Raw genomic sequence first — 26,155 nt, 5'->3', positions numbered from 1 at the left:
GGACACTAATGCACGCTTATCCGATTCTCAGTATCGCAATCTGGTTACCGATCCTCGTTGGCCTGCTGGTTCTGGCTATCGGTTCCGACAGGAACCCGGCGCCCGCGCGCTGGGTTGCGTTGATCGGCTCGGTCGTTAGCTTCATCGCGACGATCCCGCTGATCACGGGTTTTGATTCGAGCACCGCCGACCTGCAGTTCGTCGAAAAGGCCAACTGGATCGAGCGTTTCAACATTTCGTATCACCTGGGTGTCGACGGCATCTCGATGTGGTTCGTCGTGTTGACGGCATTGATCACGGTGATCGTCGTGATCGCCGCGTGGGAAGTGATCACGAAGAACGTCGCGCAGTATCTGGCCGCGTTCCTGATCCTGTCGGGCATCATGGTCGGCGTGTTCAGCTCGGCCGACGGCATGCTGTTCTACGTGTTCTTCGAAGCGACACTGATTCCGATGTACATCATCATCGGCGTGTGGGGTGGGGCGAACCGCGTGTACGCGGCGTTCAAGTTCTTCCTGTACACGTTGATGGGCTCGCTGCTGATGCTGGTCGCGCTGATTTACCTGTACGTCCAGACCGGCACGTTCGACCTCGCCACGTGGCAGCACGCGCAGATCGGGATGACGCCTCAGGTGTTGCTATTTATCGCGTTCTTCATGGCATTCGCCGTGAAGGTGCCGATGTGGCCGGTCCACACGTGGTTGCCGGACGCCCACGTGGAAGCGCCGACCGGCGGCTCCGTCGTGCTGGCCGCGATCATGCTGAAGCTCGGCGCGTACGGTTTCCTGCGCTTCTCGCTGCCCATCGCACCGGATGCCAGTCACTTCCTCGCGCCGGTCGTCATCACGCTGTCGCTGATCGCGGTGATCTACATCGGCCTCGTGGCGATGGTGCAGGCGGACATGAAGAAGCTGGTCGCGTACTCGTCGATCGCGCACATGGGTTTCGTGACGCTCGGCTTCTTCATCTTCAACCAGCTCGGCGTGGAAGGCGCGATCGTGCAGATGATCTCGCACGGTTTCGTGTCGGGCGCAATGTTCCTGTGTATCGGTGTGCTGTACGACCGTATGCACTCGCGTCAGATCGCCGATTACGGCGGTGTCGTCAACGTGATGCCGAAGTTCGCCGCGTTCGTGATGCTGTTCTCGATGGCGAACTGCGGCTTGCCGGGTACCTCCGGTTTCGTAGGCGAGTTCATGGTGATTCTGGCCTCCGTCCAGTACAACTTCTGGATCGCGGGCGGCGCGGCAGTCACGCTGATTCTCGGCGCGGGCTACACGCTGTGGATGTACAAGCGCGTGTACTTCGGCGCGATCACCAACGATCACGTGAAGAGCCTTGTCGACATCAACCGTCGCGAATTTTTCATGCTGGCAGTGCTTGCCGCACTGACGCTGTTCATGGGCCTGTATCCGAAGCCCTTTACCGATGTGATGCACGTATCCGTGGAAAACCTCCTCTCCCACGTTGCGCAGTCAAAGCTGCCGTTGCCTCAGTAACGCCGAGCGGAGGAATTTAAAGACCATGCAAAACGCCCCTATGACTGCTCTGTTGCCCGACGCGCTGGTGATGCTCGCCGTTGTCGTCGCGTGGCTCAACGACACGTTCGTCGGCCAGGCCGGTCGCCGTACCACGTACTTCATTGCGTTCTTCTCGACGCTCGTCGCCGGTATCTGGTTTGCGATGAACGCGTTCGACCCGCAAGTGCGCTACTACTTCGGCCACATGTACGTGGTGGATTCGTTCGCCAACGTGATGAAAGCGGTGGTGACGCTCGGCTATGCCGTGTCGATCGTCTATTCGCGCCGCTACCTCGAAGATCGCGGTCTGTTCCGCGGCGAGTTCTTCCTGTTGGGCATGTTCTCGTTGCTCGGCCAGCTCGTGATGATCTCGGGCAACAACTTCCTGACGCTGTACCTCGGTCTGGAACTGATGTCGCTGTCGCTGTACGGCGCGATCGCGCTGCGCCGTGACGCGGCGCCGTCGAACGAGGCGGCGATGAAGTACTACGTGCTCGGCGCGCTGGCTTCCGGTTTCCTGTTGTACGGCATTTCGATGCTGTACGGCGCGACCGGCTCGCTCGACCTGAACGAAGTGTTCAAGGCGATCGGCACGAGCCACTACGATCCGAGCGTGTTGCTGTTCGGCGTGATCTTTATCGTGGCGGGCGTGGCGTTCAAGATGGGCGCGGTGCCGTTCCACATGTGGGTGCCTGACGTGTATCAGGGTGCGCCGACGGCGATGACGCTGATGGTCGGTGGCGGTCCGAAGGTTGCCGCGTTTGCGTGGGGTCTGCGCTTCCTCGTGATGGGTCTGTTGCCGCTCGCGGTCGAATGGCAGCAAATGCTGGTGATTCTGGCGGCACTGTCGCTGATCGTCGGCAACATCACCGGTATCGTGCAGCGCAACGTCAAGCGGATGCTCGCGTATTCGGCGATCTCGAACATGGGTTTCGTGCTGCTCGGTCTGCTGGCCGGCGTGGTCGACCACAAGACGACCGGCGCCGCGAACGCGTACGGTTCGGCCATGTTCTACAGCATCGTCTACCTGATCACCACGCTGGGTACGTTCGGCGTCATCATGCTGCTGGCGCGCCGCGATTTCGAGGCGGACACGCTGGAAGACTTCAAGGGCCTGAATCAACGCAGCCCCGTGTTCGCATTCGTGATGATGGTCATGATGTTCTCGCTGGCCGGCATTCCGCCCGCGGTCGGCTTCTATGCGAAGCTCGCAGTGCTGCAGGCCACCATGAACGCCGGGTTGACCTGGTTGACGGTGCTGGCCGTGATGACGTCGCTGTTCGGCGCGTTCTACTACCTGCGTATCGTCAAGCTGATGTATTTCGACGACCCGGCAGACACCGCACCGATCCATGCCGACTCCAGCACGCGTGCTCTGCTCGCGCTGAACGGGTTGGCGGTGCTGGTGCTCGGCATTGTGCCGGACCCGCTGCTGAAGGCCTGCCTGCAGGCTATCCAGCACACGCTGTTGCTCTGATGTCGGCTGCGGGTTGGTTTATCGTGCTGTTGGCGCTGGTTGGCGCCAACCTGCCGTTCCTGAATCAGCGCCTTTTCGCCGCCGTGCCGTTGAAAGCGGTGAAGAAGAGCGCCTGGATCCGGATTGCCGAATTGATCGTGCTGTACTTCGCGGTCGGCGCGCTCGGATTTCTGCTCGAAGCGCGCGCGGGCAACCGTTTCGAGCAGGGTTGGCAGTTCTACGCGATCACGTTCGCCTTGTTCGTCGTGTTCGCATTCCCCGGCTTTACCTTCCAGTATCTCGTCAAACGCCGCTGACGGCGTCTCGCCGTCGCGCACCAAGCTGTCCCGAGGTCCGCATATGGCTGAACTTCGCAATCACGACGCCGCGCTCACCGAGACTTGTGTCGAGAGCAAAACGATCCACCAAGGGCCGTTTCTGACGTTGAAATGCGATACCGTCCGCCTGCCGGATGGCAAGCAGGCGACGCGCGAATACGTTCAGCATCCGGGCGCGGTCATGGTGATTCCACTTTTCGACGACGGCCGTGTGCTGCTGGAAAGTCAGTATCGCTATCCGATGGGCAAGGTCATGGTCGAATATCCGGCCGGCAAGCTCGACGCGAACGAAGGTGCGCTCGCTTGTGCCAAACGCGAGTTGCAGGAGGAAACCGGCTACTCCGCGCGTGAATTTGTTTACCTGACGCGCATTCACCCGATCATTTCGTACTCGACCGAGTTTATCGACATTTACCTCGCGCGCGGTCTGAGCGCAGGTGAGCGCAAGCTCGATGAAGGTGAGTTCCTCGAACTGTTTACGGCAAGCGTGGCCGATGTGTCGGAGTGGGTGCGTACCGGCAAGATCACTGACGTGAAGACGGTGATCGGTACGTTCTGGCTGGAAAAGGTGTTGTCGGGAGCCTGGCCGACAGGCACGCCGCAGTAACGCACAATCGGCCAGTCGCGCGGAGGGACGCGCAACGGCCAAGTCTGCCAAAAGCCCCTGCTGATCGATGACCAGCAGGGGCTTTTTTTACGCCGGGCGAGACACCGCTGCCTGGTCGTTGTCTAAAAAATGCCGTGTTGTCCTATGCCATCCGACAGTCTCGTCGCGCGCCGCTCATCGCTCTAGTATTGATCCTCTCCAACCGGGTTCATCGTTCGAATTGATTCGGATGACGAACCGGTTAACGGAGGGTTGGTTTTTAAATGAGTGGCATCAGGTTGTCGATTGACAACCATGCTTTAAGTCGCTAAATTGGAGGGTATAGATGAAACGTGGAACCCACTCCAAGAAGGAGATCGAGGCCGCGCTGGTCTATGCGGAAACGAATGGCTGGCGTGTTCAGAGCGGTGGTAAAGGGCATGCGTGGGGAAAAATATATTGTCCTCACAAAGACGCCGAGTGTCGTTGCGGAGAGTTTTGCATATCGAGCGTCTGGAGCACACCCAGGAACCCCGGCAACCATGCCAGACATATCAGGCGCATTGTCGACAATTGCACGGCCCAGCGGTAGCGCATGATGCTGTATCGCGGAAGTTTAGGCCGATTGAAGGTAGGAGTAACGTATGGAATATGTGTTCATCTTGAAGTACCGACTCGCTGCTGAAGACAGCGACCTCGACGCTATCGTCGAGCGATTGGGCGAGGCGGGTTGCGACGACGCCACGGTCGGCGTCGGACAACCGGGCCGTCTCGCGCTGTTTTTCTCCCGCGAAGGCGGGTCTGCGTTCGCCGCGCTCGTCAGCGCGCTCGAAGACGTCAAGCGCGCGGTGCCATCTGCACGCCTCGTCGAGGCAGGCCCGGATTTCGTCGGCCTCACCGACGTCGCCGAGGTTGCCGGCGTGTCGCGACAAAACATGCGCAAGCTGATGCTGAATCACGCAATCGACTTTCCGCCGCCAGTCCACGAAGGCAGTGCGTCCGTTTGGCACTTGTCGGACATTCTGGCGTGGCTGGCAACGCGCGGTGGCTACGACATCAAGGCAAACATCGTTGACGTAGCGAAATCGGCCAAGCAGATCAACCTCGCCAAAGGGGCGCGCGAACTCGAACCCCGGCTTAACCGCCAACTGGAATGCCTGGTGGCTTAGCGCCGCGCTGCGGTCAATGTCGGAACGCGCTGAGCGAACGCAACCCGCAGGCTGGCTCATCGTTGTGGCGCTACGTCATTTTCCAGGCTGGCGACCTTCAGCAGCCCTCTGCGCAAAGCGTTAAAATCGCCCACCGCGTTTGATTCGCACTGAGCGTCCGGCGTCGGCGTGTCGTGCGTAATAGTTTTACGAACGACCGTTCACAAATTTATGTTTTGCGCTAAACTGGCACGCAAGCCCTGATTCCACATGAAGGTCCTCGATTTACAGTGTCCGCATGGTCATCGGTTCGAAGGTTGGTTCGCTTCGGCCGAAGACTTCGAGTCGCAGCAGTCCCGTAAGCTGGTCGAATGTCCAATTTGCGGTGCGAACGAAGTAAGCCGTCTGCCGTCGGCTCCGCGCCTGAATCTGTCGGGTGCGTCTGAGGCGAAGGCGCCGGCGGCCGCAAGTGACATGCAGGCGCGTGTCATGCGCGCGTTGCGCGAGGTACTGGAAAAGACTGAGAACGTGGGCGACCGCTTCGCTGAGGAAGCACGGCGCATTCACTATAACGAGGCGCCTGCACGCAATATTCGCGGCGTTACGACACGCGAAGACGCGAAAGCCTTGGTCGAGGAAGGCATCGAAGTGATGCCGCTGCCGGTCCCGGCTGCCTTGAAGGAACCGCTGCAATAACGCAGTGGCTCACTGGCGGCGGGCGGTTGCGGCCAGGAGACACTACGCATGAATCTGGACTATTCCTCCGCTGATAACGCGTTTCGCGCAGACATCCGCAGCTGGCTCGAAGCGAATCTGCCTCGCGAGCTCAGCGACAAAGTTCTCAATCACAAACGTCTCTCCCCCGAAGATTTCGCAGGCTGGCATAAGCTGCTCGGCACGCGCGGCTGGTCGGTGATCGCGTGGCCCAAAGAATATGGCGGCCCCGGTTGGGACGCGACTCAGCGGCACATCTGGGACGAAGAGTGTGCGCGGATCGGTGCGCCGTCCGTGCTGCCCTTTGGTGTTTCGATGGTGGCGCCCGTGCTGATGAAATACGGCAACGAGGCGCAGAAACGCCACTATTTACCGCGTATTCTCGACGGTTCGGACTGGTGGTGCCAAGGCTACTCCGAGCCGGGCTCCGGGTCCGACCTCGCGTCGCTGCGCACGCGCGCCGAACGTGTCGGCGACCACTACCTGGTCAACGGTCAGAAAACCTGGACCACACTCGGTCAGTACGCGGACATGATGTTTTGCCTCGTGCGCACCGATAGCGGCGCCAAGAAGCAGGAAGGCATTTCGTTCCTGCTGATCGACATGAAGACGCCGGGCATCACCGTGCGGCCCATCATCACGCTCGACGAAGATCACGAAGTCAACGAAGTCTTTTTCGAAGACGTGAAAGTGCCGCTCGAGAATCGGGTCGGAGACGAGAACCGCGGCTGGACTTACGCGAAATATCTGCTCGGCCATGAGCGCACCGGCATTGCGCGCGTCGGGCAATCGAAGCGCGAGCTGGTTTTCCTGAAACGCCTCGCGCTGGATCAGAAAAAGAATGGCAAGCCGCTGCTGCAAGATCCCGTGTTCGCCGCAAAAGTCGCGAGCCTTGAGATCGAGTTGATGGCGCTGGAAGTCACCGTGCAGCGCGTGGTCGCTAATGAAGCCGGTGGACGCGGGCCGGGGCCCGAGGCGTCGATGCTGAAGATCAAAGGCACCGAGGTCCAGCAAGCGCTGACCGAACTGATGTTCGAAGCCGTCGGCCCACTTGCCGCACCGTTCGACGTACCGTTTCTCGAAGGCGAGCGGGATTACAGTCTGGCCGGCGACGACGACGCCGCGCCGCTCGCCGCTTACTACTTCAACTTCCGCAAGACGTCGATTTACGGCGGCTCGAACGAAATTCAAAAGAACATCATCGCGCAGATGATTCTCGGACTTTGAGGAGCGGCGCATGGACTTCAATTTCAACGACGAACAGCAGCAATTCGCCGACGCACTGCGCCGCTACCTGGACAAGAGCTACGGATTCGAAGCGCGCCAGGCAATTGTCCGGTCGGAGGCGGGCATATCGGATACGCACTGGGCCGCATTCACCGAATTGGGCCTGACCGCGCTGCCGGTGCCCGAGGCACAAGGCGGCTTCAACGGCGGCCCGATCGATATGCTGGTCGTGATGCAGGAGCTCGGCCGCGCGCTGGTCGTCGAACCGTATTGGGCAACGGCAGTCGGCATCGAAGCATTGCGTCTTGCCGGCAGCGGGCAGGGGGAAGATGCAGCGTTGCTGGAGCGCGCGGCGCAGGGTGAGATCAAGCTGTCCGTGGCATTTCATGAGCCCCACGCACGCTACGATCTGTTCGACGTGACTACGACCGCGAGCGGCTCCGGCGAGCAGCCGACCTTGACCGGTACGAAGTCGGTCGTGTTGCACGGTGCGCAAGCGCATTACTGGATCGTGCCGGCCCGGCTGAACGGCGAAGTCGCGCTGTTCGTCGTGGCGCGCGAAGCAGCGGGCGTGACGCTGACCGACTACCGTACGATCGACGGTCAACGCGCCGCGACGCTCGAATTCAACGGCACGCCCGCGCGCCGTCTCGAAGGCAAACACGCCGGCGCGGCCGCGCTCGAACACATCGCGGACTACGGCACGGTCTTGCTGTGCGCGGAAGCGATCGGCGCGCTGGATGCGCTGAATCTTGCCACCGTCGACTACACCAAAACACGCCAGCAGTTCGGTCAGCCGATCGCGCGCTTTCAGGCCCTGCAGCACCGCATGGTCGAGATGCTGATCCACGCCGAGCAAGCGCGCTCGGTCACCTATCTGGCCGCCATGCGCTATACCAGCGCCGACCCCGACGAGCGTCGCCGGGCCGTCTCGGCCGCGAAGGCGCGGGTGGGGCAGGCTGCGCGTTTCGTCGGTCAGCAGGCAGTCCAGTTGCATGGCGGTATGGGCGTGACGAACGAAGTCGCGGCGGCGCATCTGTTCAAACGCCTGGCGATCATCGAAACCACACTGGGCGACGTCGATCACCATCTCGCGCGGTTCGCCGCGCTACCCGCCTTCATGACCGCCGAAGTTTGAGCGGCCGGTCGAATCGGATAACAAGGAGCGCGACAATGGGTTTCAGTTTCGAGGACATGGTAGTCGGCACGAGCTTCGAGGTCGGCAAGCATACGTTCACGCGTGAAGAGATCGTGGACTTCGCGCAAAAGTTCGATCCGCAACCGTTTCACCTGGACGAGGCCGCCGCGGCCCAGTCGCCGTTTCGCGGCCTCGTCGCGAGCGGCTGGCACACCTGTTCGGTGATGATGGGCATGCTGGTGCGTAACACACTGGCGGGCTCCACGTCGATGGGCTCGCCCGGCATCGACGAGATTCGCTGGTTGAAGCCGGTGCGCGTAGGCGACACGATCACCATGAAAAACCTCGTGCTCGACAAGCGCGTGTCCGAGAGCAAGCCGGATCGCGGCATTGTGTCGACGCAGTGGGAGGGTATCAATCAGCATGGTGAAACGGTGATCACGGTGCGTTCGAAGGCATTGTTCGGACTGCGCAATCCGGGAGCCGCATCATGACGAACAGCGCTGCGCCTGCCGCGACGTTCGGCGATGCTGCGGCACTGCGGGAACGGGTCGGCGCCGAGCCGCTCGTCAGCGAATGGTTGAGCGTCGATCAGGCGAGCGTCGATCGTTTCGCGCAGGCCACCGGCGACCATCAGTGGATTCACGTCGATCCGGAACGGGCGCGGCGTGAGTCGCCGTTCGGCGGTCCGGTCGCCCATGGTTTCCTGACGCTATCGTTGATCCCGGCGTTGCTGGACAAGACGATCGCACTGCGACAGCGCATGGGCGTGAATTACGGCTTGAATCGCGTGCGGTTCACGTCGCCGGTGCCGGTTGGCTCGTCGTTGCGGGCGAAATTCGCGATTGACTCCGTCAGCGAGGTCGACAATGCCGGCGTGCAAGTGGTGTGGAATGTGACGCTGGAGCGGCAGGGCAGTGAGCGGCCGGTGTGCGTCGCGGAATTCATCACGCGGCATTACTTCTAACGCGGCCGAGGCCGGCGCAGCACCGCAACCGCACCACGGCGAACCTACCGCTTCGCATACTGCGTCGCGCCGAACAGCATTTCCTTCGCCTTTTCATCCATGACCGGCTGGCGTACCGAAGCCAGCACTTCCACACCGCGTACCACCGCCGGACGCGCGGCGATCTCTTCATGCCAGCGCTTCACATTCGGAAACGCATCCAGATCGACGCCCTGGTTTTTCCACGAACGCGTCCACGGAAACGCCGCGATGTCGGCGATCGTGTAGTCGTTGCCTGCAAGGTACGGGGTCTTGCCGAGTTGCGTGTCCATCACACCGTACAGACGCCGCGTCTCGTTCGTGTAGCGATTGATCGCGTACTCGATCGGCTCCGGCGCGTAGATGCGGAAGTGGTGCGTTTGCCCGAGCATCGGACCGAGGCCGCCCATCTGAAACATCAGCCACTGCAGAGTCGCGTAGCGTGAGGCCGGATCGGTCGGCAGGAATTTGCCGGTTTTCTCGGCGAGATAGATCAGGATCGCGCCCGACTCGAACAACGCGAACGGTTGGCCGTCCGCGCCTTTCGGACCTGCGGAATCGACGATCGCCGGGATCTTGTTATTCGGACTGATGGCGAGGAATTCGGGCTTGAACTGATCGCCCGTGCCGATATTCACGGCGTGCGCGGCGTAGTCGAGACCCGTCTCCTCGAGCATGATGTGGACCTTGTGGCCGTTCGGGGTTGCCCAGCTATAGACGTCGATCATTCTGGCTCCGTTGTTTCGTGAAAGCGGCGCCACGTAGGGCGCCGCTGTTGACGAAAATTAGAGCATAGATCGCGCGATGCTGCTGGCGACGCCGCGGACCCTATCTCAACCCGTCGCAACCTCGAGCAGGTTCAAACACGCGTAACCGGCAACTCCACGCGAGCCGCCGCGCCGGCATCCCTATGCCGCGCCAGTTCGAGTTTGGCGATCGCGTTGCGGTGCACTTCGTCGGGACCGTCGGCGAAACGCAGGGTCCGAGCGGATGCGTAGGCATAGGCCAAGGGGAAGTCGTCGCTGACGCCGCCGCCGCCGTGGGCCTGAATGGCCCAGTCGATCACCTGGCACGCCATGTTCGGCGCGACCACCTTGATCATCGCAATCTCGCCGCGTGCGCCCTTGTTGCCGACCGTGTCCATCATGTACGCGGTCTTCAGCGTGAGCAGACGGGCCTGCTCGATCATGCAGCGCGCCTCGGCCAGACGCTCCTGGGTGACGCCTTGCGCGGCCACTGGCTTGCCGAACGCGACGCGTTGCATCGACCGTTTCGCCATCAGTTCCAGCGCGCGTTCGGCGAGGCCGATCAAACGCATGCAGTGGTGAATCCGGCCCGGTCCGAGGCGGCCCTGCGCGATCTCGAAACCGCGGCCTTCGCCGAGCAGCATATTGGTCACCGGCACGCGCACGTTGTCAAGCGTGATTTCCATGTGGCCGTGCGGCGCGTCGTCGTAACCGAACACGGTCAGCGGACGGTGCACGGTGATGCCGGTCGCCTCGGCAGGCACCAGGATCATCGACTGCTGTTGATGGCGCGGCGCGTCGGGATCGGTCTTGCCCATGACGATATAGACCTTGCAGCGCGGATCGCCCGCGCCGGACGACCACCACTTGTGGCCGTTGATCACGTAATAGTCGCCGTCGCGCACGATGCTGGTCTGGATATTGGTCGCATCCGACGACGCCACTTCCGGCTCCGTCATCAGAAACGCCGAACGTATCTGGCCTTGCAGCAGCGGTTCGAGCCATTCGCGCTTGTTGTCCTCGCTACCGTAGCGCTCGATTGTTTCCATGTTGCCGGTGTCGGGCGCGTTGCAGTTGAACACTTCCGGCGCCCAGGGCACGCGGCCCATGATTTCGCACAGCGGCGCGTATTCGAGATTCGTCAGGCCGGCGCCGCGCACGGATTCAGGCAGGAACAGATTCCACAAGCCAGCGTCGCGCGCCTTCACTTTCAGTTGTTCGATCAGGTCGGTGGGCAGCCACGCGTTGCCGTTGTGGCGATTGCGCGCGATCTCCGCGTAGAACGCCTGTTCGTTCGGATAGATGTGCGCGTCGAAGAAGGCGAGCAGTTTCTCGCGCAATGCCTGAACCTTCGGGGTGTAATCGAAATTCATGTGTGACCTCGCGGATAAAACGGGTAACGAACGATTGGACTCGATGCCTTCAATGCACCTTCAGCGCACCTTCTGCGCGTAGCGCCAGGCAAGTTCCGCCATGGGTTTCGCTCGGCTGCCGGCGTCGAGCGCCTGAGCGCTGGCCGCGGTGCCGTCGACCACACGCTTCATGATTCCTTGCAGAATCGCGGCGATGCGGAACATGTTGTACGCCAGGTAAAAGTTCCAGTCGCCGTGAATCTCGAAGCCGGTGCGCTTGCAATAACGCGCGACGTAGTCGGCCTCGTCGGGAATGCCGAGGGTGGCCCAATCGAGTCCAGCGATGCCGCGGAATTGCGTCGGATCGACATGCCACGCCATGCAGTGATACGCGAAGTCGGCGAGCGGATCGCCGAGCGTCGACAATTCCCAGTCGAGCACCGCGAGCACTTTCGGTTCGGTGGGGTGGAAGATCAGATTGTCGAGCCGGTAGTCGCCATGCACGATCGAGGCGCGCTCGCCCGTTTCCGCCGGCATATGCTGCGGCAGCCATTCGATCAGCCGCTGCATCGCGTCGATCGGCTCGGTTTCGGACGCAAGGTACTGCTTGCTCCAGCGGCCGATCTGACGGGCGAAATAATTGCCCGGTTTGCCGTAGTCGGCGAGACCGGCGGCGGTGACGTCGACGCTATGGAGCGCCGCGATCACGCGATTCATTTCGTCGTAAATCGCCGCGCGTTCGGCGCTCGTCATACCGGGCAACGACTGATCCCACAGCACACGGCCATCGACGAACTCCATCACGTAAAACGCGCGCCCGATCACGCTTTCGTCCTCGCACAGGGCGAGCATGCGGGCGACCGGCACGTCGCTGCCGGCCAGCGCGTGCATCACGCGGTATTCGCGTTCCACGGCGTGCGCGGACGGCAGTAGCTTCGCGGCCGGCCCGGGCTTGGCGCGCATCACGTAAGAGCGCGACGGCGTGACCAGTTTGAAGGTGGGATTGGACTGTCCGCCGGCGAACTGCTCCAGCGTGAGCGGCCCGGCAAAACCGTCGACGTGCTGGCTCAGCCATGCCGCGAGCGCGTCGCTGTCGAAGCGTTGCCGATCGTTGACCGGGCGCGTGCCTTCGAAAGCCGAATAATCCGGTTTGCGTTCTGGTTCGCCGCTCTGTGTGGCTTGCACCATGTGTCTCCTCCAGTTCGGGTTCAGCTACGCTTGTATTGAATGAATTGTGCGTAGAGCATTTCCATCGTCGTATTGCGGACGTCGCGATGCAGCGGCGACGGCGGTGAATAGTTGACTGTGCGCAGCACCCAGTCGCGCGGCGCGGTGCCGACGTCGAGCGCATTGATGCAGCCGGTGGCTTGCGCGAGATGGCCGAAGAACGTGCGGCCTCCCGCCGTGATCGCATGCGACAGGATCGCGCGATTCACGCCACCGTGCAGAACCAGCAGCGCGGTGTCCCATGAGGTGTCCGCGCGCAATGCATCGATAGCCGGCAACACACGATCGAACAAGGCGCCGATCGTCTCGCCGTCGAGAAAGCGCGTGCTCTCCTGCACGATGCCGTCGAACGCGCCGAGGAACGCGGCTTCGATATCCTGCGGCGCAATGTTGCTGAGCTTGCCGCCGCGAATCTCCTGCCACGCCGGTTGGATCTCGAGTTCGATCGGCTGCCCCGTTTCGGCCAGCACGCGCTGGGCGGTTTCGACGGTGCGCGGCAAACCGCTCACGATCACCCGGTCGAAACGAACGTTCTGTTCGGCGAACACGCGGCCCGCCGCGCTGGCCTGCTCGCGGCCGTTGGCATTCAGCGGGACGGTGTCGGGATCGATCGCGCGGCCGGAATCGTCGAAGTAGGTGACGTCGCCGTGACGCATCAGGAAGATGCGGCGGCGTTCAGGTAATTGATAGTCGGGCATGGTTCCTTCGGTCATTTGTAAACCGGCGCGCGCTTGTCGAGGAACGCGGAGATGCCTTCGAGGCCGTCGCGGTGATGCAGCGAGGCGACGAAGCTGTCGCGCTCCGCGACCAGATGGTCGGCGAGCGGCTGCGCGCCTGCCGCGCCGATCAACCCCTTGATGCGCGCAATCGAGTTCGGCGAAATCTTGCCGAGCTCGTCGGCCCATGCCACGGCGGCGTCGCGCACGGCGCCCGTTTTGGCCAGCTTGTTGACGAGGCCGAGTTCGTGCAAGCGCGCGGCGCCGATCGGTTTGCCTTCGATCAGCACTTCAGTGGCCAGTTGACGCGGCAAAGCCTGGGCGAGGAACCATGAACCGCCGCCGTCGGGCGTCAGGCCGACGCGTGCGTACGACATGACGAATTTGGCGTCTTCCGCGGCAACGATCAGGTCGCACGCCAGCGCGAGCGAGAAGCCGGCGCCGGCCGCCGCGCCGTCGACGGCGGCGATCACCGGTTTCGACGAGAGCCGCAATGCCGAGATCCATTCGCCCAGCAGGTCGATGCTTTCGGCTTGCACGGACGGATCTTTCGCGCGGTTTTCCAGCAGGCGGTTCAGATTGCCGCCCGCGCAGAAAAAGTTGTCGGCGCCGGTCAGCACCACGGCGCGGATCGACGGATCGCGTTCCGCCGAATCGAGCGCTTCGATGCCGGCTGCGTACATGTCCGGATGCAGCGCGTTGCGTGCGCCGGGGTTCGACAGCGTGAGGACCAGCGTCGATTCGCTTTCGGTCGGGCGCGAGGTCAGCAGTTCGGCGCTCATGGTTGGATCTCCGTTTGCGTTTGCGTTTGCGTGTCGGCGGCGTCGCGTTGGGTCAGCGACAGGCCCAGTTGCGCGCGCCGCGCGAGCCACGGCGATGGACGATAGCGCGGGTCGCCCAGCACGCTGAACATATTGCGCAGGATGGTGAGGATCGTGCCTGAGCCGAGCGCATCGCCCAGCGCGAGCGGGCCGCGCGGGTAACCCAGGCCGAGCATTACCGCGAGATCGATATCGTCGGGCGTGGCGATCTGCTTCTGCGCGATGTCGCAGCCGATGTTGACGATGGTCGCCACGACGCGCTGCGCGACGAAGCCGGTGGAGTCGCGGATTACGGTGACCGGCACGCCGTCGGCGGCGAACAGGGCATGGGCCGTATCGCGCGCGGCGCGCGTGGTGGCGGGCGTGGTCATCAGCGTGCGGCGTTGCGCGGCGACGAGCGGGAAGAGGGCGTCGATCGCGACGACGCGGCTCGCGTCGAGCGCTTCGTCGACCGCGGCCGTGGTCGCGTCGTGACCGAACGGCGTGACCACGACCAACGAGTCGGCGGCGGGTGTCGCGCCTTCGTCGAGCTTGACGCGGGCCTGGCCGATCAGTTGAACGACCGCTTCATGCGCTTGCGGATAACGCTTGCTGACCCACACGCTGACCGGCAACGCGGACGGCGCGGGCTCTTCGGCGGGCACCTGCTGCTTGCCGTCTTCGTAACGATAGAAACCTTCGCCGGTCTTGCGGCCGAGCAGTCCGCCCGCGAGCCGCGTGCCGGTGATCGGCGACGGCGTGAAGCGCGGCTCTTCATAGAACTGATGGTAGATCGATTCCATCACCGGATGCGACACATCCAGCGCGGTCAGATCGAGCAACTCGAACGGCCCGAGCCGGAAGCCGGCCTGTTCGCGCATGATCCGGTCGATCTCGGCAAAGCTCGCGACCCCTTCGCCGGCCACGCGCAAGCCCTCGGTATTCATGCCGCGGCCCGCGTGATTGACGATGAAGCCCGGCATGTCTTTCGCCCGCACCGGCGTATGACCCATGCGACGGGCGAGATCCATCAGCGCGTCGCCGGCGGCAGGGTCGCCGCGCAGACCGTCGATCACTTCGACGACCTTCATGAGCGGGACAGGATTGAAGAAGTGGTAGCCGACCACGCGCGACGGATCGGTACAGCCGGCGGCAATCGCGGTGATGGACAGCGACGAGGTATTCGACGCCAGCACGCAACGGCCGCTGACCACCGTCTCGAGTTCGCGGAACAGCGCCTGCTTCACGTCGAGCTTCTCGACGATGGCTTCGACGACCAGATCGCACCCGGCGAGGTCACCGATGGTTTGCGCGCCGCTCACATTCGCCAGCGCGGCGAGCGAGCGGGCCTGATCGAGCTTGCCTTTAGCCGTTAATCTGGCGAAAGTCTCGGCGAGGTAATCGCGCGCGGCGCCGATCGCAGCAGGATTGGTGTCGTACAGACGCACGGTGAAGCCAGCGAGCGCGGCAATCTGTGCGATGCCCCGACCCATTGCTCCGGTTCCGACAATGCCGATAGTCTCGATACTGAAATGGCGAGAGGTCATTGTGATGCTCGACTCCATGGTTATTTTAGAATAGCACGATCGTGCAATTTACTGGATGATTGTTCGAAGGCGGCTACCTTGGCATCGATGCGTCGATGCACGGTCGCACCCACCCAAAAGAAAGGAGACACCCGATGATCAAGTTGTGCGGTTTCGCGCTCTCTAACTATTACAACAAGGTGAAGTTCGTGCTTCTCGAACACGGCATTCCGTTCGAGGAAGTGTTCGTGATACCGAGTCAGGACGAGGCCGTGCTGGAGCATTCGCCGCTCGGCAAGGTGCCGTATCTGCAGACCGAAGACGGCGACCTGTGCGAGTCGCAATGCATCGTGGAGTATCTGGCCGCGCGCTTTCCCGACAAGGCGATCTTCCCCGCCGATCCATGGGAAGCGGCCAAGCAGCGCGAACTGATCACGTTCGTCGACGTGCATCTCGAGCTGACCGCGCGCAATCTTTACAAGGAAGCGTTTTTCGGCGGCACGGTGACGGACGCGACCAAGGGGCGCGTCGAGAAGCTGCTGGCGCATCACATTACCGGCTTCAAACGGATCGCGAAGTTCGGGCCGTACCTGGGCGGCGAGCGTTTCGGCGTGGCCGACGCGGCAGGTTTCGTGAGCTTGCCGCTGGTCGGCATGGCGACGCAAACCATTTACGGTCGCGATTTGCTGCTCGATGCGGGCGTCGACTGGAAAAGCTATGTGAAGGCGATCAGTGCCAGGCCGGCGGCACAACGCATCACCGAGGACCGCAAGGCGTATGTCGCGGCGTCGCGCCCGGCTTGATAAGAGGTGCCGCGGCTGATTTGCGTTCGCCGCGGCGTCATGCCGGTCGAGCGGGTGACGGCGTGCCATGCACGCTGACCTGGCCGCTGCGCGCGATAACGGGGAACGTGGTGTCGTTCGCAGCATCGCGCGGGGCGTCCTAGAGCCGCGCCAGCCGTTCGAGCGCGGTGGCGAGGGTGCTCTCCTGCTTGGCGAAGCAGAAACGCACCACGCCCGATTCGTGCGCCTCGTGATAGAACGCCGAGACCGGAATGGCCGCGACGCCGATTTCACCGGTCAGCCATTGGGCGAACTCGGCCTCGGGCAAGTCGCTGATGGCCGAATAGTCGACGCACTGAAAGTAAGTGCCCGTACACGGTAGCAGCTTGAAGCGTGAATTCGCGAGACCCGCGCGGAAGAAGTCGCGCTTCTGCTGATAGAACGCGGGCAGTTCGAGATACGGCGCCGGGTCTTTCATGTAGTCGGCCACACCGATCTGCATCGGCGTATTGACCGTGAACACGTTGAACTGATGCACCTTGCGGAACTCGGCCATGAGCGCGGCCGGCGCGGCCACGTAGCCGATCTTCCAGCCGGTCACGTGATAGGTCTTGCCGAAACTCGACACCACGAAACTACGCTGCGCCAGTTCCGGATAACGGGCCATGCTTTCGTGCGGCGCGCCGTCGAACACCATGTGTTCGTAGACTTCGTCGGAGAGGATCAGCACGTTGGTGCCGCGCACGATCTCCTCGAGCTTGCGCATGTCCTGTTCGCGCCAGACTGTACCGGTCGGATTGTGCGGCGTGTTGATGAGCAGCAGTCGCGTTTTCGGCGTGATCGCGGCGGCGAGCTTGTCGAACGGAATCGCGTAGTCGGGCGCCTCGAGCGTGACGAACACCGGCTTGCCGCCGGCCAGTTCGATGGACGGCACGTAGCTGTCGTAATTCGGTTCGATCACGATCACTTCGTCGCCCGGGTGGACGGTGCACAGAATCGTGGTCAGCAGCGCCTGGGTGGCGCCCGCAGTCACGGTGATCTCCGTGTTGGCGTCGTAGCGGCGGCCGTACAGTTTTGCGAGCTTGTCCGAAATCGCCTGACGCAGCGGCGCGGCGCCGGCCATGGGCGGGTACTGATTGTGGCCGTCGCGCATGGCGTTCGAGACTGCGTCGACAATGCGCGGATCGCAGCCGAAATCGGGAAAGCCCTGGCCCAGATTCACCGCGCCTTTTTCGGCGGCGAGCGCGCTCATCACGGTGAAAATCGTCGTGCCGACGTTCGGCAGGCGCGACGGAAACGAAGGGCTCGTGGGCGTGTCGTGCGGTGCATTCATGGTGCTGTCCGGAGCGGAGTGGAGTGGGTGAGCGGATGAGCCGAACCGGCAAGGGCGATGGCGTCGACGAACGGCGCGGGCTGCGCGATCTGGAAGCCGAAATCGCGCGCGATCCGTTTCGCGAGCTTCAACACCGCGCGGTCTTTCGAGACCAGCCAGTCGGCCTGCGCGGCATGGGCGAGTTCAAGGAACTTCTGGTCGTCGCGGTCTTTGCATTTGGGCAAAGGTCTGGCGTCTTCAGCCGGCGCGGCGGTTTCGACCCGCTGCGAAAGCTGCGCGACGACTGCGAGCGCGGCGGCTTTATCCACATTCCGATGCGCGAATTGCGGATAGTCGAGCACATAGGCAAGTTCGGCGAGGCAACGCGCGTCGATCAGCGCGCTCAGCGTGCCGCTTTCGAGCGCGGCGCGAATCGGCCGCGTATGCGGGTCGTCGAACACGAGAATATCGATCCACACATTGGAATCGAGGACGACGCGCAAAGCGCCGTGTGAGGCATGGGAACCGGGCATTCGTTACAATCTGGCTTTCGTCTTTGACCGCCAGGCACGGCGTGCCTGCAAGCCTCTATGATAATCGTTCTGTCGCCGGCGAAATCGCTCGACTACGAAACCCCACCGCACGTCAAAAAGCACACCATTCCCGATTTTGTCGACGACGCGGCCGAATTGATCGGCGGATTGCGTCGGTTGTCGCCGCAGCAGATCGCTTCATTGATGGACATTTCGGATCAGCTCGCGCATCTGAACTTCCAACGTTACGCGGACTGGTCGCCGAAGTTCGACACGCAGAACGCCAAGCAGGCGGTACTCGCGTTCAATGGCGACGTATACGAGGGCTTCAACGCGAAGACCTTGTCGTCGGCCGATCTGGACTATGCGCAGAGCCATGTGCGGGTGCTCTCGGGTCTCTACGGTCTGCTGCGGCCGCTCGATCTGCTGCAGCCGTACCGGCTCGAAATGGGCACGCGCTTCGCCAATCCGCGTGGCAAGGACCTGTATGCGTTCTGGGGTGAGCGGATCACGCAGGCCTTGAACGCGCAACTGAAGAAGAATGCGGTCGCGTCCCGGGTGCTGGTGAATTGCGCATCGGGCGAATATTTCAAATCGGTCAAGCCGAAGCTGCTCGACGCGCCGGTCGTTACGCCCGTGTTCGAAGACTGGAAAGGCGGCCGCTACAAGATCATCAGCTTCCATGCAAAGCGCGCGCGCGGCCTGATGGCGCGCTATGCGGTGGAAAACCGTCTCGACAGGCCTGAGCAGCTCAAGGCGTTCGACTCCGAAGGTTATGCGTTCGAGGCCGCGGCATCGAACGACTCCACTTATGTATTCCGCCGCCGCGTCGCTGAATAAGCGTTGAAGCGTTTCGCGGTGCAACCAGCAGGGAAGAACACCATGACCTTATCCATCACGAGCAACTTCGACGCCGGCGCGATTGAAGTCCTGTCCTGCGAAGACGCGGGCAACATCCGTCTGCGCGTGCGGCCGGACAGCCATGCTGAGTTCGCGCAGTGGTTTTACTTCCGCTTGTCCGGCGCGGCGGGCGAGCGCTGCGTGATGACGTTCGAGAATGCCGCCGCGTGCGCGTTCGCCGAAGGTTGGCGCGACTATCAGGCGGTCGCGAGCTATGACCGGGTGAACTGGTTTCGCGTGCCGACCTCGTACGACGGCCGCGTGCTGACGATCGATCACACGCCGGATTTCGACCGCATCTATTACGCGTATTTCGAACCGTATAGCGAGGAGCGTCATTCGGAGTTTCTCGGCGCGGTGCAGCAGTTGCCGCAGGCCACGCTGACCGAACTGGGCACCACCGTCGAAGGCCGGCCCATGTCGCTGCTCACCCTCGGCACGCCGGAAACCGGCGACACGCCGAAGAAGAAAATCTGGTTGATCGCACGCCAGCATCCGGGCGAGACGATGGCCGAATGGTTTATCGAAGGGCTGGTCAAGCGGCTCGCGGGCTGGGGCGATTGGGCGGGCGATCCGGTCGCGCGCAAGCTCTACGATCACGCGGTGTTTTATATCGTGCCGAACATGAATCCGGACGGCAGCGTGCACGGCAATCTGCGCACCAACGCGACCGGTGCGAATCTGAATCGCGAATGGATGGAGCCGGACGCCGCGCGCAGCCCGGAAGTACTGGTGGTGCGCGACGCGATTCACGCGGTGGGTTGCGACCTGTTCTTCGATATTCACGGCGACGAGGCGCTGCCCTATGTATTCGTGGCCGGCTCCGAAATGCTGCCGGGCTTTACCGAGCGGCAGGGCGAGGAGCAGAAGGCGTTTATCGAAGCGTTCAAGCAGGCGAGCCCGGACTTCCAGGACAAGTATGGTTACGCCGCGAGCAAGTATCGCGAGGACGCGTTGAAGCTGGCGTCGAAGTACATCGGCAACGAATTCGGCTGCCTGTCGCTGACGCTCGAAATGCCGTTCAAGGACAACGCCAATTTGCCCGACGAGCGGGTTGGCTGGAACGGCGACCGTAGCGCGTCGCTAGGTGCTGCCATGCTGCAAGCGATTTTGCGGCATGTGGAGACGTTTGCGTAAGGGTCGCTGTCGTTGGATGGAAAAGAGGCCCACACGGTGACAGTGTGCCTCTTTTTTTGGGGCTGAAGATTTGTGTGAGCGTGGCGTGTGGTGTGTAGCGTATGTGCGCTCTTCGCTCCTGGCTCTTCACCGCTGACTCGGCAAGTCTGTTCCGGCGGACATATTGCCGCTACCTCTATTGAGCCTTCTTTTTCGTCGCGGTCTTTTTCGCGGGCGCTTTGCCCGAAGACTTGCTCGACGTCGACTTCGACGATTTGCCCGAACTGGCCTTGGAAGACATCGTCGTCGCTTTCTTCGTGCTCTTGCCGCTTGCCGAGTGTTTGCCCTTCGCGCTCTTATGCTTGCCTGCCGCGGCGCGCGACCCCGAAGGCTCACCGCTGCGCACGCGGGCGGGCGGCACCGGGTCGTTCCAGCTGAACGCCAGCATCTGCGTGCCGACATAGCCGCAGCGGAATTTCAGGTCTGCCGGATCGCCACCACCGCCTTGCGCAATGCCGAGCCCTTCGACGACGACGATGTTGTCGACCTTGACGCGTTGCTTGCCCTCGTCGAACGAATCGTTCCAGGGCGTGACCGACGCGTGTGCGCTGTCGAAAGAACTGGGGGGAAACTCGACGTGATCGAAAGCGGTCGAGGTGCTGGCGACAAAATTGCCATGAGCGGCGCAGTCCGCGACGAGCGGGTCCGCGTGCATGTCATTGACAAATTTGTTGACGAGATCGTTGTGCTGTTCGAGTTGATCGGCGAATGCGGGGGCGCTGCAAATGAGCGAGAGACTCGCTGCAAGTGTCGCCAACCGGCCGACCAGCCGCAGCAATCGGCGCGGGACGTTGGTGCTATCCATCTAGTTCGTTAGACGCTAATGTGACATGAGGCACGTAAGATGCCTCGCGATAGGGTGGAGTTCAATCCTGGCACAAATATTTTGTCCTGTCGTGGTGTGCGCAACCAAGGCGGTTCCAGACGGCCGAATGGCCGATCGCCGCGAATGCGCCTTCCATGCAGAGCCTGAGTCAGGTGCGTGGTCCGCCCAGTCGGTATCGCCGGACGTCGTAAGTGGTGACCCAGGCGGGGCGATAGACAGCGATCAGCGCGGTCGACATGCCTGTGAACCAGGCCTCGCCGGTAGCGAGTAGCAACACGCTGAACGCGTAGCCGGCAGGCATCACGGTCATCGAGCCATCGGCAAGCGTGATGTGAATGCCGAGCGCGGCCGCAGCCGTGAGCGACACGGCGATGGCCGGCGAGACGAAGCCCTGGCCGAAGATAAACATGAAGAGGTTGCGCGGCAACCAGGCGATGCTGGCGCGCTGGAGCAGCGTTGAAATGCCGACCGGCAATGCGCCGTATACGAGGAACGTCAGCGCGATACCTTGCCAGGGAGCGTCGAAGACGACGGCGGCAAGGCCCGTGACCACCGCCATGGCGATCAATGCCAGCGCCCAGTCGAAGAGCGTGACGACCAGCGTGGCGCCGAGCAGATGCATCACCGTGCCGTCGTCGAGCCATGCATTACTAGCCCACAGCACCGACACTGCGACGATGATCGCAAGCCAGACATGCTGCAAGGTGCCGTCCTGAAGTCGTTTGAAAGGATTTTTCCACAGCGCGAGCGCAACCACTATCGCAGTGGCGATCCAGCCACCGACAGCGACCCAGAACGGAAGCGGTGTGTAGAGGAAACCCATGTGTCTCATATTACTCGTTGGACGGGAAAAGGTGTGAGCGGATTCCATGCCAGCGGGCATGGACGCCGTCACAACGTGCGCGCCCGGTGTCTGGCGTATTCATTCGGGATTGCTATGCCGCTCCCGGCGGAGGCGGTTCCAATGACGGTCCGGCGGGCGGCGCGTCGCCATAGGGTGGGCTCGGCTCGGCAGCCATGGCGAGCGGAGCTGTCGTGTCACTGACTGGCAACGGATATTGAAAGCGCTTGCGCAACCGGCGCCGCAATGGCACGACGTTGCTTTGTCCCATGATCGGGCGCGCCGTGCCGTCACCGTCAATGCGCAGCACTTGCAAATGGTTCGACAGCCAGCCGTTGTAAAGCGCGACCGCTGCCGCGCGATTGGGTGCGCCGAGTTGCTGGAATATGCTGGTCAGGTGAATCTTGACGGTGCCTTCGCTAATGCCCAAGGTGCGCGCGATCATCTTGTTGGTGCTGCCCATGTGGACGCACCGCATGATCTGCTCCTGGCGCGGCGACAGTACGCTGGACAATTTGCCGCGGCGCGGTGGTGGCGTTTTGTCGTCGAATGGGCGGATGGCAATGTCCGGCGGCAGCGGAGGATTGATCGCCAGCGCGCCGGGCGGCACGTAGTGGCCGCCTAGCAGCACCATTTCGAATGCGCGCACGATCAGGCAAGGATCGGTTTCGCGTGAGACGACGCCGAGTACGCCCTCGTCCATGAGCGCTCGCACATGGGTGGGGGAGATCTGGTCCGTGAGCACGGCGATGCGCAGGTCCGGGTAATGGCTGAGCAGATCGCGGGCATCCGCGACCGACATCCAGTCCTGCCAGTCGATCACGAGCAGATCGGGCCACTGGCGCTTGAGCGTGCGTTCGACCTGGCGCCAGTCTTGTGCTTCGTTGAAGCGTGCCAGCCGGTCGATTTGCCGCAGTAGTACTTTGAGCCCATCACGCCGTTCCGCGTCTGAGTTGAGTATCGAGAATCGCATGCATGTCTCCAGATGAATCGGGCGAGGTGGCGCGATGCGCGCACCCGGCAAACGCGTCGAGTGCAGTGCGATGCGTCGCCGTTCCTATGATGACAAATTCCCTTCAATTTGACGGCCTGTCCAAAAGGCATAGGAGGAATGACGTAAAAAAGCCGGACGTAAAAAAAGCCCCGCATGACGGGGCTCTTTTATCGCGACGGCGACCTGCTGGCGCGGTCGTGGCGCGATGCTCAATGAAAATGCGGCTGGGCGGGCTCTGCGTCTTCCGGCATCTCGGCGTGGACGATTTCGCCGAGCGGATCCGCATAGAGCGGGACGCCGCAGTCGTCGCAATATTCAGGCTCGAAGCGACCCGCATGACGGCGCACGTCGGTCACGCCGGTATCTTTGAGCAAGGCTACGATTTCCTCGAGCGGATCGTCCGATGCAGCGATTTCCTGCGGTTCCTCGTCGATGCCGGGCTCGCTGTTCTCACGGCCGTACAGCGGCCAGACGACGCCGTAGATCACGTCGTTACTACCCCGGCGCGTGAAACCGACGCGGTATTCGTCGATGCGACGTTCGCCGAACCCGGCGACGACCGCGCGCAATTCTTGCGGCGCGGCGCCGATCGTGTCGAACAGGTAGCGCACGGCGGTGCGCACCGTGTGAGGACGCACGCGCTCGTCGGCGTCGCGGCAGGCCGAATAATAGGCATCCGGCAACAGGCATTCGAACTCGCAGCCCGGCAGCACCAGCGACAGATTGGCGCCGCCTTGCGTGGTCCATTGTTCGAGGCATTGGCCGCGTTCGATCCGGCTGCCGTGCTCTTCTTCCTGCCAGCGGAAGGTCGCCGCGCCCACCGGCGCTGCTACTACCGCTAGCAGGAAACGCGGGTCGGCGAGAATCGGCGAGGTTTCCGGCAGTTCGCCGAAATTGAGTTTGGCGTTGCCGCCGGCCAATGCTGCCTGCGTAAGCTGTTGGGCTATGCGCCATGTTTCGACGTGATGCCGCGGCAATTGATCGATGCTGTACAGGAACGGCGCCATGGCCACACGCGTATTGGCGGCCAGCACATGAGCTTGCAGATGCGCGCGCAGCGCGTCGGCCGCGTCGGTTTTGAGCGGACCCGACGGAATCATGTAGCGCGTCCAGGCGAGCACGGGCGCCGCGATCAGCAGCGCTTCATAAGGCACGCCCTCATGCTCGACGACGAACGACTCGCTGTGAGTTTCCGCCATATCGGCGAGCGCGCCGTACGCATCGGGATGATTCTGCTGCAGATGATCGAGCGCGGCGTCCAGCGTGGTCTGGTTGGCATTGCGGACGATCCTGGCCAGCAGCGTGTCGAGTTTCGCTTCCCAGAAGCGGTCTTCGGTTCGGCTGCCCGACGCGAAAAGCGCGAGCGAGAGACCGACGAGCTTGTCGGCATCGGGGGGGAGACGTTTGGCGATTCGCGAGCGCATAAATCCGGAAGTTGGGGTGCACAGAACCTTATATTCTAGTCTTTTCTCTGCCGCCATATTATTTGGCTGGTTACGCCGGGTGAATTAAGGCATTTCTGCGCGGAAATTTCGGTTTTCCTACATGGCGCGAGGCCGCCGTACCCACAGACCTGGCCGAATGATATAAGACGCCCCCGGAGGCTTGACTCGCTTCTATACTGACCGCTTTCAGGGATCGTCTGACAAGTGTGTGTCCACTCGCCGCCGTGGTCGGGCGCAACAGGAGATTCATCGTGAAATCGGACCAACTGATCGAACGTCTTGCCGCGGTATTCGCATTGATCATTCTGGTGGGCGGCTCGCTGGTGGTACTCGCGCCTTTTACGACTGCGCTGCTGTGGGGCGCCATCCTCAGCTATAGCTCGTGGGGCTTGTACCGGCGGCTGACCTCGGCGGTGGGCGGCCGGCGCAAATGGGCGGCCACTTTGATCGTGATCCTCATTCTGGTCGTGGTGCTTGGGCCGTTCGTGTATGCAGGTTTTGCGTTCGGCGCGCATGTCCATGAGATCGTCGCACTGGTGCAGCGGCTCTTCGAGGCTGGATTGCCTGATCTACCGCCGTGGGTGGGCGGTATTCCCCTGGTTGGTTCGAGCATCGAGACCTTCTGGGAACATCTGACCAGCGGGAATTCGGAGTTGATCGCGCAATTGCATTCGCTCGCGGCCCCTGCGGGCAAATGGATTCTTGCGGCAGCGCTTGCGGTCACACATGGCCTGGGACTGTTGGCGTTGAGTATCGTGCTCGCTTTCTTTTTCTATACCGGCGGGGAGGGTGCTGCGGCCTGGTTGAACGCGGGTATGCGGCGGATCGCGGGCGAGCGTGCCGACTATTTGCTGGCATTGGCGGGCAGCACCGTGAAGGGCGTGGTCTACGGGATTCTCGGCACGGCGCTCGTGCAAGGGATTCTGGCCGGATTCGGTTGCTGGATCTCCGGCGTGCCGGCCCCTGCGCTGCTCGGGTTGGCGACTTTCTTCCTGTCTGTGATACCTGGCGGCCCGGTGGTGGTGTGGTTGCCCGCGGCGATCTGGCTGTATCACGGCGGCGCGACCGGATGGGCGATCTTTCTGGTCGTCTGGGGGGTACTGGTTGTCGGTATGTCCGACAACGTCATCAAGCCGATTCTGATCGGCAAGAACAGCGATATGCCGCTAATTCTGGTGATGCTGGGTATTCTGGGCGGCGCGTTTGCGTTCGGTTTCCTGGGTGTTTTTATCGGGCCGACATTGCTTGCGGTTGCCTATACCGTGCTGCATGACTGGACGATCGGCGCGACGGGCGCACGCGCCCTTGCGCCGGATCTGAAAGTGCCGGCCGTCGACGAGCCGGGGCGGGTAAAGAAGACGCCCTGAATAAATTCCAGATAACGCTTGCAAGGCCCTGCGCGGGTCGTTAAAATCTCGCTCTTTCGTGCTTCGGACACCGGGGCACGGGAGGCGGGAGAGCCAGCAATGGCAAGGGTTTCAGCGAAGTGAACGGGTTGAGAAAGTTATAAAAACCTGTTGACGACGCAGCGGAAATTCTTCATAATCTCGTTTCTATGCTGCAGATGCAGCGACGCAGAACGAAGCGGTTCCGGTAGTTGTGAAGTTGGCAGCACGGTGCAGGTTCGGTGGTGAATGCGTATCGATCTTTAAAAATTAACAGCCGATAAGTGTGGGCGCTTGATGCGAGACGCGAGGCGGGTTCTGCGGAATCTGCCGTAAAGCGAAAGTATCAAGTCTCACACAGTAATGAAAGGAAGGTTTGAGTGTCGGAAGACAGTCGAACAATTCGTCAGTACGTTGAGTGAGCGACCGGTTCCTAACGGAACCGAAAAACAGTAACAGGTTTGAACTGAAGAGTTTGATCC

Annotated in this window: 27 protein-coding genes; 15 read left to right on the top strand and 12 right to left on the bottom strand. The window is 62.1% G+C overall.

The window, feature by feature from the left end:
• Positions 1-8: 8 nt before the first annotated feature.
• From BX591_RS08825 to BX591_RS08775, 11 genes are all read left to right on the top strand, one after another.
• A complete protein-coding gene (locus tag BX591_RS08825) occupies positions 9-1,499 on the top strand; it encodes an NADH-quinone oxidoreductase subunit M (protein ID WP_111930373.1) in 1,491 nt (496 codons plus the stop codon).
• A gap of 25 nt (positions 1,500-1,524) precedes the next feature.
• A complete protein-coding gene (gene nuoN / locus BX591_RS08820; protein ID WP_111930371.1) occupies positions 1,525-2,997 on the top strand; it encodes an NADH-quinone oxidoreductase subunit NuoN in 1,473 nt (490 codons plus the stop codon).
• On the top strand, positions 2,997-3,293 hold the full coding sequence (locus BX591_RS08815) for a DUF2818 family protein (RefSeq protein WP_111930369.1): 297 nt from the start codon (positions 2,997-2,999) through the stop codon (positions 3,291-3,293). Before nuoN ends, BX591_RS08815 begins: the two co-directional genes overlap by 1 nt.
• Positions 3,294-3,336: 43 nt before the next feature.
• Entirely contained in the window at positions 3,337-3,921 is a 585-nt protein-coding gene (locus BX591_RS08810) for an NUDIX domain-containing protein (protein ID WP_111930367.1), read from the top strand.
• Positions 3,922-4,246: 325 nt separating this feature from the next.
• Positions 4,247-4,492 (top strand): hypothetical protein, encoded by a 246-nt coding sequence (locus BX591_RS36880; protein ID WP_111930365.1) that lies wholly within the window; start codon positions 4,247-4,249, stop codon positions 4,490-4,492.
• A gap of 52 nt (positions 4,493-4,544) precedes the next feature.
• Positions 4,545-5,069 carry a helix-turn-helix transcriptional regulator gene (locus tag BX591_RS08800; RefSeq protein ID WP_111930363.1) on the top strand — a complete coding sequence of 175 codons (525 nt, stop codon included), beginning with the start codon at positions 4,545-4,547 and terminating at the stop codon, positions 5,067-5,069.
• A 249-nt stretch (positions 5,070-5,318) separates the two neighbouring features.
• The gene (locus BX591_RS08795) at positions 5,319-5,744 is read left to right on the top strand and encodes a DUF1178 family protein (protein WP_111930361.1); all 426 of its coding nucleotides are present in this window, start codon (positions 5,319-5,321) and stop codon (positions 5,742-5,744) included.
• 48 nt (positions 5,745-5,792) lie between these two features.
• Positions 5,793-6,989 carry an acyl-CoA dehydrogenase family protein gene (locus BX591_RS08790; RefSeq protein WP_111930359.1) on the top strand — a complete coding sequence of 399 codons (1,197 nt, stop codon included), beginning with the start codon at positions 5,793-5,795 and terminating at the stop codon, positions 6,987-6,989.
• Between the two features lie 10 nt (positions 6,990-6,999).
• The gene (locus BX591_RS08785) at positions 7,000-8,127 is read left to right on the top strand and encodes an acyl-CoA dehydrogenase family protein (protein ID WP_111930353.1); all 1,128 of its coding nucleotides are present in this window, start codon (positions 7,000-7,002) and stop codon (positions 8,125-8,127) included.
• 35 nt (positions 8,128-8,162) lie between these two features.
• A complete protein-coding gene (locus tag BX591_RS08780; RefSeq protein ID WP_111930351.1) occupies positions 8,163-8,621 on the top strand; it encodes a MaoC family dehydratase in 459 nt (152 codons plus the stop codon).
• Entirely contained in the window at positions 8,618-9,094 is a 477-nt protein-coding gene (locus tag BX591_RS08775) for a MaoC family dehydratase (protein WP_111930349.1), read from the top strand. The genes BX591_RS08780 and BX591_RS08775 overlap by 4 nt, the downstream gene beginning before the upstream one ends.
• Before the next feature lie 44 nt (positions 9,095-9,138).
• Here the strand turns inward: BX591_RS08775 and BX591_RS08770 are convergent, their stop codons facing one another.
• The 6 genes from BX591_RS08770 to BX591_RS08745 form a co-directional block, all read right to left on the bottom strand.
• A complete protein-coding gene (locus BX591_RS08770; RefSeq protein WP_111930347.1) occupies positions 9,139-9,840 on the bottom strand; it encodes a glutathione binding-like protein in 702 nt (233 codons plus the stop codon).
• Positions 9,841-9,971: 131 nt separating this feature from the next.
• Positions 9,972-11,231, bottom strand: a complete 1,260-nt coding sequence (locus BX591_RS08765) for an acyl-CoA dehydrogenase family protein (RefSeq protein ID WP_111930345.1) — start codon at positions 11,229-11,231, stop codon at positions 9,972-9,974.
• Between the two features lie 60 nt (positions 11,232-11,291).
• Positions 11,292-12,398, bottom strand: a complete 1,107-nt coding sequence (locus BX591_RS08760) for a phosphotransferase (protein ID WP_111930343.1) — start codon at positions 12,396-12,398, stop codon at positions 11,292-11,294.
• 20 nt (positions 12,399-12,418) lie between these two features.
• Positions 12,419-13,135, bottom strand: a complete 717-nt coding sequence (locus BX591_RS08755) for a histidine phosphatase family protein (RefSeq protein WP_111930341.1) — start codon at positions 13,133-13,135, stop codon at positions 12,419-12,421.
• A gap of 11 nt (positions 13,136-13,146) precedes the next feature.
• On the bottom strand, positions 13,147-13,935 hold the full coding sequence (locus BX591_RS08750) for an oxepin-CoA hydrolase, alternative type (RefSeq protein ID WP_111930339.1): 789 nt from the start codon (positions 13,933-13,935) through the stop codon (positions 13,147-13,149).
• Positions 13,932-15,500, bottom strand: coding sequence for a 3-hydroxyacyl-CoA dehydrogenase (locus BX591_RS08745; RefSeq protein ID WP_111930337.1), 1,569 nt, complete (start codon positions 15,498-15,500; stop codon positions 13,932-13,934). Before BX591_RS08745 ends, BX591_RS08750 begins: the two co-directional genes overlap by 4 nt.
• A gap of 134 nt (positions 15,501-15,634) precedes the next feature.
• Between BX591_RS08745 and BX591_RS08740 the strand changes: the two genes are divergently transcribed.
• Complete coding sequence (locus BX591_RS08740; protein ID WP_111930335.1) at positions 15,635-16,282, top strand: glutathione S-transferase family protein; 648 nt, start codon at positions 15,635-15,637, stop codon at positions 16,280-16,282.
• 139 nt (positions 16,283-16,421) lie between these two features.
• On the opposite strand, the gene BX591_RS08735 is transcribed toward BX591_RS08740, so the two are convergent.
• Positions 16,422-17,594 carry a pyridoxal phosphate-dependent aminotransferase gene (locus BX591_RS08735; RefSeq protein ID WP_111930333.1) on the bottom strand — a complete coding sequence of 391 codons (1,173 nt, stop codon included), beginning with the start codon at positions 17,592-17,594 and terminating at the stop codon, positions 16,422-16,424.
• The gene (locus BX591_RS08730; RefSeq protein ID WP_111930331.1) at positions 17,591-18,106 is read right to left on the bottom strand and encodes a putative toxin-antitoxin system toxin component, PIN family; all 516 of its coding nucleotides are present in this window, start codon (positions 18,104-18,106) and stop codon (positions 17,591-17,593) included. Before BX591_RS08730 ends, BX591_RS08735 begins: the two co-directional genes overlap by 4 nt.
• 57 nt (positions 18,107-18,163) lie before the next feature.
• On the opposite strand from BX591_RS08730, the gene yaaA reads away from it, so the two are divergent.
• Both yaaA and BX591_RS08720 read left to right on the top strand, forming a co-directional pair.
• Positions 18,164-18,946, top strand: a complete 783-nt coding sequence (yaaA, locus tag BX591_RS08725) for a peroxide stress protein YaaA (RefSeq protein ID WP_111930329.1) — start codon at positions 18,164-18,166, stop codon at positions 18,944-18,946.
• A 42-nt stretch (positions 18,947-18,988) separates the two neighbouring features.
• Complete coding sequence (locus BX591_RS08720) at positions 18,989-20,143, top strand: M14 family metallopeptidase (RefSeq protein WP_111930323.1); 1,155 nt, start codon at positions 18,989-18,991, stop codon at positions 20,141-20,143.
• Between the two features lie 175 nt (positions 20,144-20,318).
• Here the strand turns inward: BX591_RS08720 and BX591_RS08715 are convergent, their stop codons facing one another.
• The 4 genes from BX591_RS08715 to BX591_RS08700 all read right to left on the bottom strand — a co-directional run bounded on the left by BX591_RS08715 (position 20,319) and on the right by BX591_RS08700 (position 24,267).
• Positions 20,319-20,987 carry a BspC domain-containing protein gene (locus BX591_RS08715; RefSeq protein ID WP_111930321.1) on the bottom strand — a complete coding sequence of 223 codons (669 nt, stop codon included), beginning with the start codon at positions 20,985-20,987 and terminating at the stop codon, positions 20,319-20,321.
• A 169-nt stretch (positions 20,988-21,156) separates the two neighbouring features.
• Positions 21,157-21,831: an energy-coupling factor ABC transporter permease gene (locus BX591_RS08710; protein ID WP_111930319.1), complete on the bottom strand. Its 675-nt coding sequence runs from the start codon at positions 21,829-21,831 to the stop codon at positions 21,157-21,159.
• 112 nt (positions 21,832-21,943) lie between these two features.
• A complete protein-coding gene (locus BX591_RS08705; RefSeq protein WP_111930317.1) occupies positions 21,944-22,822 on the bottom strand; it encodes a helix-turn-helix transcriptional regulator in 879 nt (292 codons plus the stop codon).
• Between the two features lie 230 nt (positions 22,823-23,052).
• Positions 23,053-24,267 (bottom strand): DUF2863 family protein, encoded by a 1,215-nt coding sequence (locus tag BX591_RS08700; protein WP_111930315.1) that lies wholly within the window; start codon positions 24,265-24,267, stop codon positions 23,053-23,055.
• 272 nt (positions 24,268-24,539) lie between these two features.
• Between BX591_RS08700 and BX591_RS08695 the strand changes: the two genes are divergently transcribed.
• Positions 24,540-25,655 (top strand): AI-2E family transporter, encoded by a 1,116-nt coding sequence (locus BX591_RS08695; RefSeq protein WP_176343046.1) that lies wholly within the window; start codon positions 24,540-24,542, stop codon positions 25,653-25,655.
• Positions 25,656-26,155 lie beyond the last annotated feature (500 nt).

The sequence above is a fragment of the Paraburkholderia bryophila genome, assembly GCF_003269035.1.
In the GTDB taxonomy this organism is placed as follows: domain Bacteria; phylum Pseudomonadota; class Gammaproteobacteria; order Burkholderiales; family Burkholderiaceae; genus Paraburkholderia; species Paraburkholderia bryophila.
The sequence above is the reverse complement of the archived record's forward strand: the minus strand, read 5'-3'. Positions and strand labels throughout refer to the sequence as shown.

Excerpts from the sequence above, each read along its gene's own strand:
- BX591_RS08700 (WP_111930315.1), bottom strand. The coding sequence starts at position 24,267 with ATGCGCTCGCGAATCGCCAAACGTCTCCCCCCCGATGCCGACAAGCTC.
- BX591_RS08770 (WP_111930347.1), bottom strand. The coding sequence starts at position 9,840 with ATGATCGACGTCTATAGCTGGGCAACCCCGAACGGCCACAAGGTCCAC.
- BX591_RS08755 (WP_111930341.1), bottom strand. The coding sequence starts at position 13,135 with ATGCCCGACTATCAATTACCTGAACGCCGCCGCATCTTCCTGATGCGT.
- nuoN (WP_111930371.1), top strand. The coding sequence starts at position 1,525 with ATGCAAAACGCCCCTATGACTGCTCTGTTGCCCGACGCGCTGGTGATG.
- BX591_RS08715 (WP_111930321.1), bottom strand. The coding sequence starts at position 20,987 with ATGGATAGCACCAACGTCCCGCGCCGATTGCTGCGGCTGGTCGGCCGG.
- BX591_RS08775 (WP_111930349.1), top strand. The coding sequence starts at position 8,618 with ATGACGAACAGCGCTGCGCCTGCCGCGACGTTCGGCGATGCTGCGGCA.
- BX591_RS08790 (WP_111930359.1), top strand. The coding sequence starts at position 5,793 with ATGAATCTGGACTATTCCTCCGCTGATAACGCGTTTCGCGCAGACATC.
- BX591_RS08780 (WP_111930351.1), top strand. The coding sequence starts at position 8,163 with ATGGGTTTCAGTTTCGAGGACATGGTAGTCGGCACGAGCTTCGAGGTC.
- BX591_RS08735 (WP_111930333.1), bottom strand. The coding sequence starts at position 17,594 with ATGAATGCACCGCACGACACGCCCACGAGCCCTTCGTTTCCGTCGCGC.
- BX591_RS08750 (WP_111930339.1), bottom strand. The coding sequence starts at position 13,935 with ATGAGCGCCGAACTGCTGACCTCGCGCCCGACCGAAAGCGAATCGACG.
- BX591_RS36880 (WP_111930365.1), top strand. The coding sequence starts at position 4,247 with ATGAAACGTGGAACCCACTCCAAGAAGGAGATCGAGGCCGCGCTGGTC.
- BX591_RS08800 (WP_111930363.1), top strand. The coding sequence starts at position 4,545 with ATGGAATATGTGTTCATCTTGAAGTACCGACTCGCTGCTGAAGACAGC.
- BX591_RS08730 (WP_111930331.1), bottom strand. The coding sequence starts at position 18,106 with ATGCCCGGTTCCCATGCCTCACACGGCGCTTTGCGCGTCGTCCTCGAT.
- BX591_RS08745 (WP_111930337.1), bottom strand. The coding sequence starts at position 15,500 with ATGACCTCTCGCCATTTCAGTATCGAGACTATCGGCATTGTCGGAACC.
- BX591_RS08760 (WP_111930343.1), bottom strand. The coding sequence starts at position 12,398 with ATGGTGCAAGCCACACAGAGCGGCGAACCAGAACGCAAACCGGATTAT.
- BX591_RS08740 (WP_111930335.1), top strand. The coding sequence starts at position 15,635 with ATGATCAAGTTGTGCGGTTTCGCGCTCTCTAACTATTACAACAAGGTG.
- BX591_RS08785 (WP_111930353.1), top strand. The coding sequence starts at position 7,000 with ATGGACTTCAATTTCAACGACGAACAGCAGCAATTCGCCGACGCACTG.
- BX591_RS08810 (WP_111930367.1), top strand. The coding sequence starts at position 3,337 with ATGGCTGAACTTCGCAATCACGACGCCGCGCTCACCGAGACTTGTGTC.
- BX591_RS08720 (WP_111930323.1), top strand. The coding sequence starts at position 18,989 with ATGACCTTATCCATCACGAGCAACTTCGACGCCGGCGCGATTGAAGTC.
- BX591_RS08815 (WP_111930369.1), top strand. The coding sequence starts at position 2,997 with ATGTCGGCTGCGGGTTGGTTTATCGTGCTGTTGGCGCTGGTTGGCGCC.
- BX591_RS08825 (WP_111930373.1), top strand. The coding sequence starts at position 9 with ATGCACGCTTATCCGATTCTCAGTATCGCAATCTGGTTACCGATCCTC.
- BX591_RS08705 (WP_111930317.1), bottom strand. The coding sequence starts at position 22,822 with ATGCGATTCTCGATACTCAACTCAGACGCGGAACGGCGTGATGGGCTC.
- yaaA (WP_111930329.1), top strand. The coding sequence starts at position 18,164 with ATGATAATCGTTCTGTCGCCGGCGAAATCGCTCGACTACGAAACCCCA.
- BX591_RS08795 (WP_111930361.1), top strand. The coding sequence starts at position 5,319 with ATGAAGGTCCTCGATTTACAGTGTCCGCATGGTCATCGGTTCGAAGGT.
- BX591_RS08710 (WP_111930319.1), bottom strand. The coding sequence starts at position 21,831 with ATGGGTTTCCTCTACACACCGCTTCCGTTCTGGGTCGCTGTCGGTGGC.
- BX591_RS08765 (WP_111930345.1), bottom strand. The coding sequence starts at position 11,231 with ATGAATTTCGATTACACCCCGAAGGTTCAGGCATTGCGCGAGAAACTG.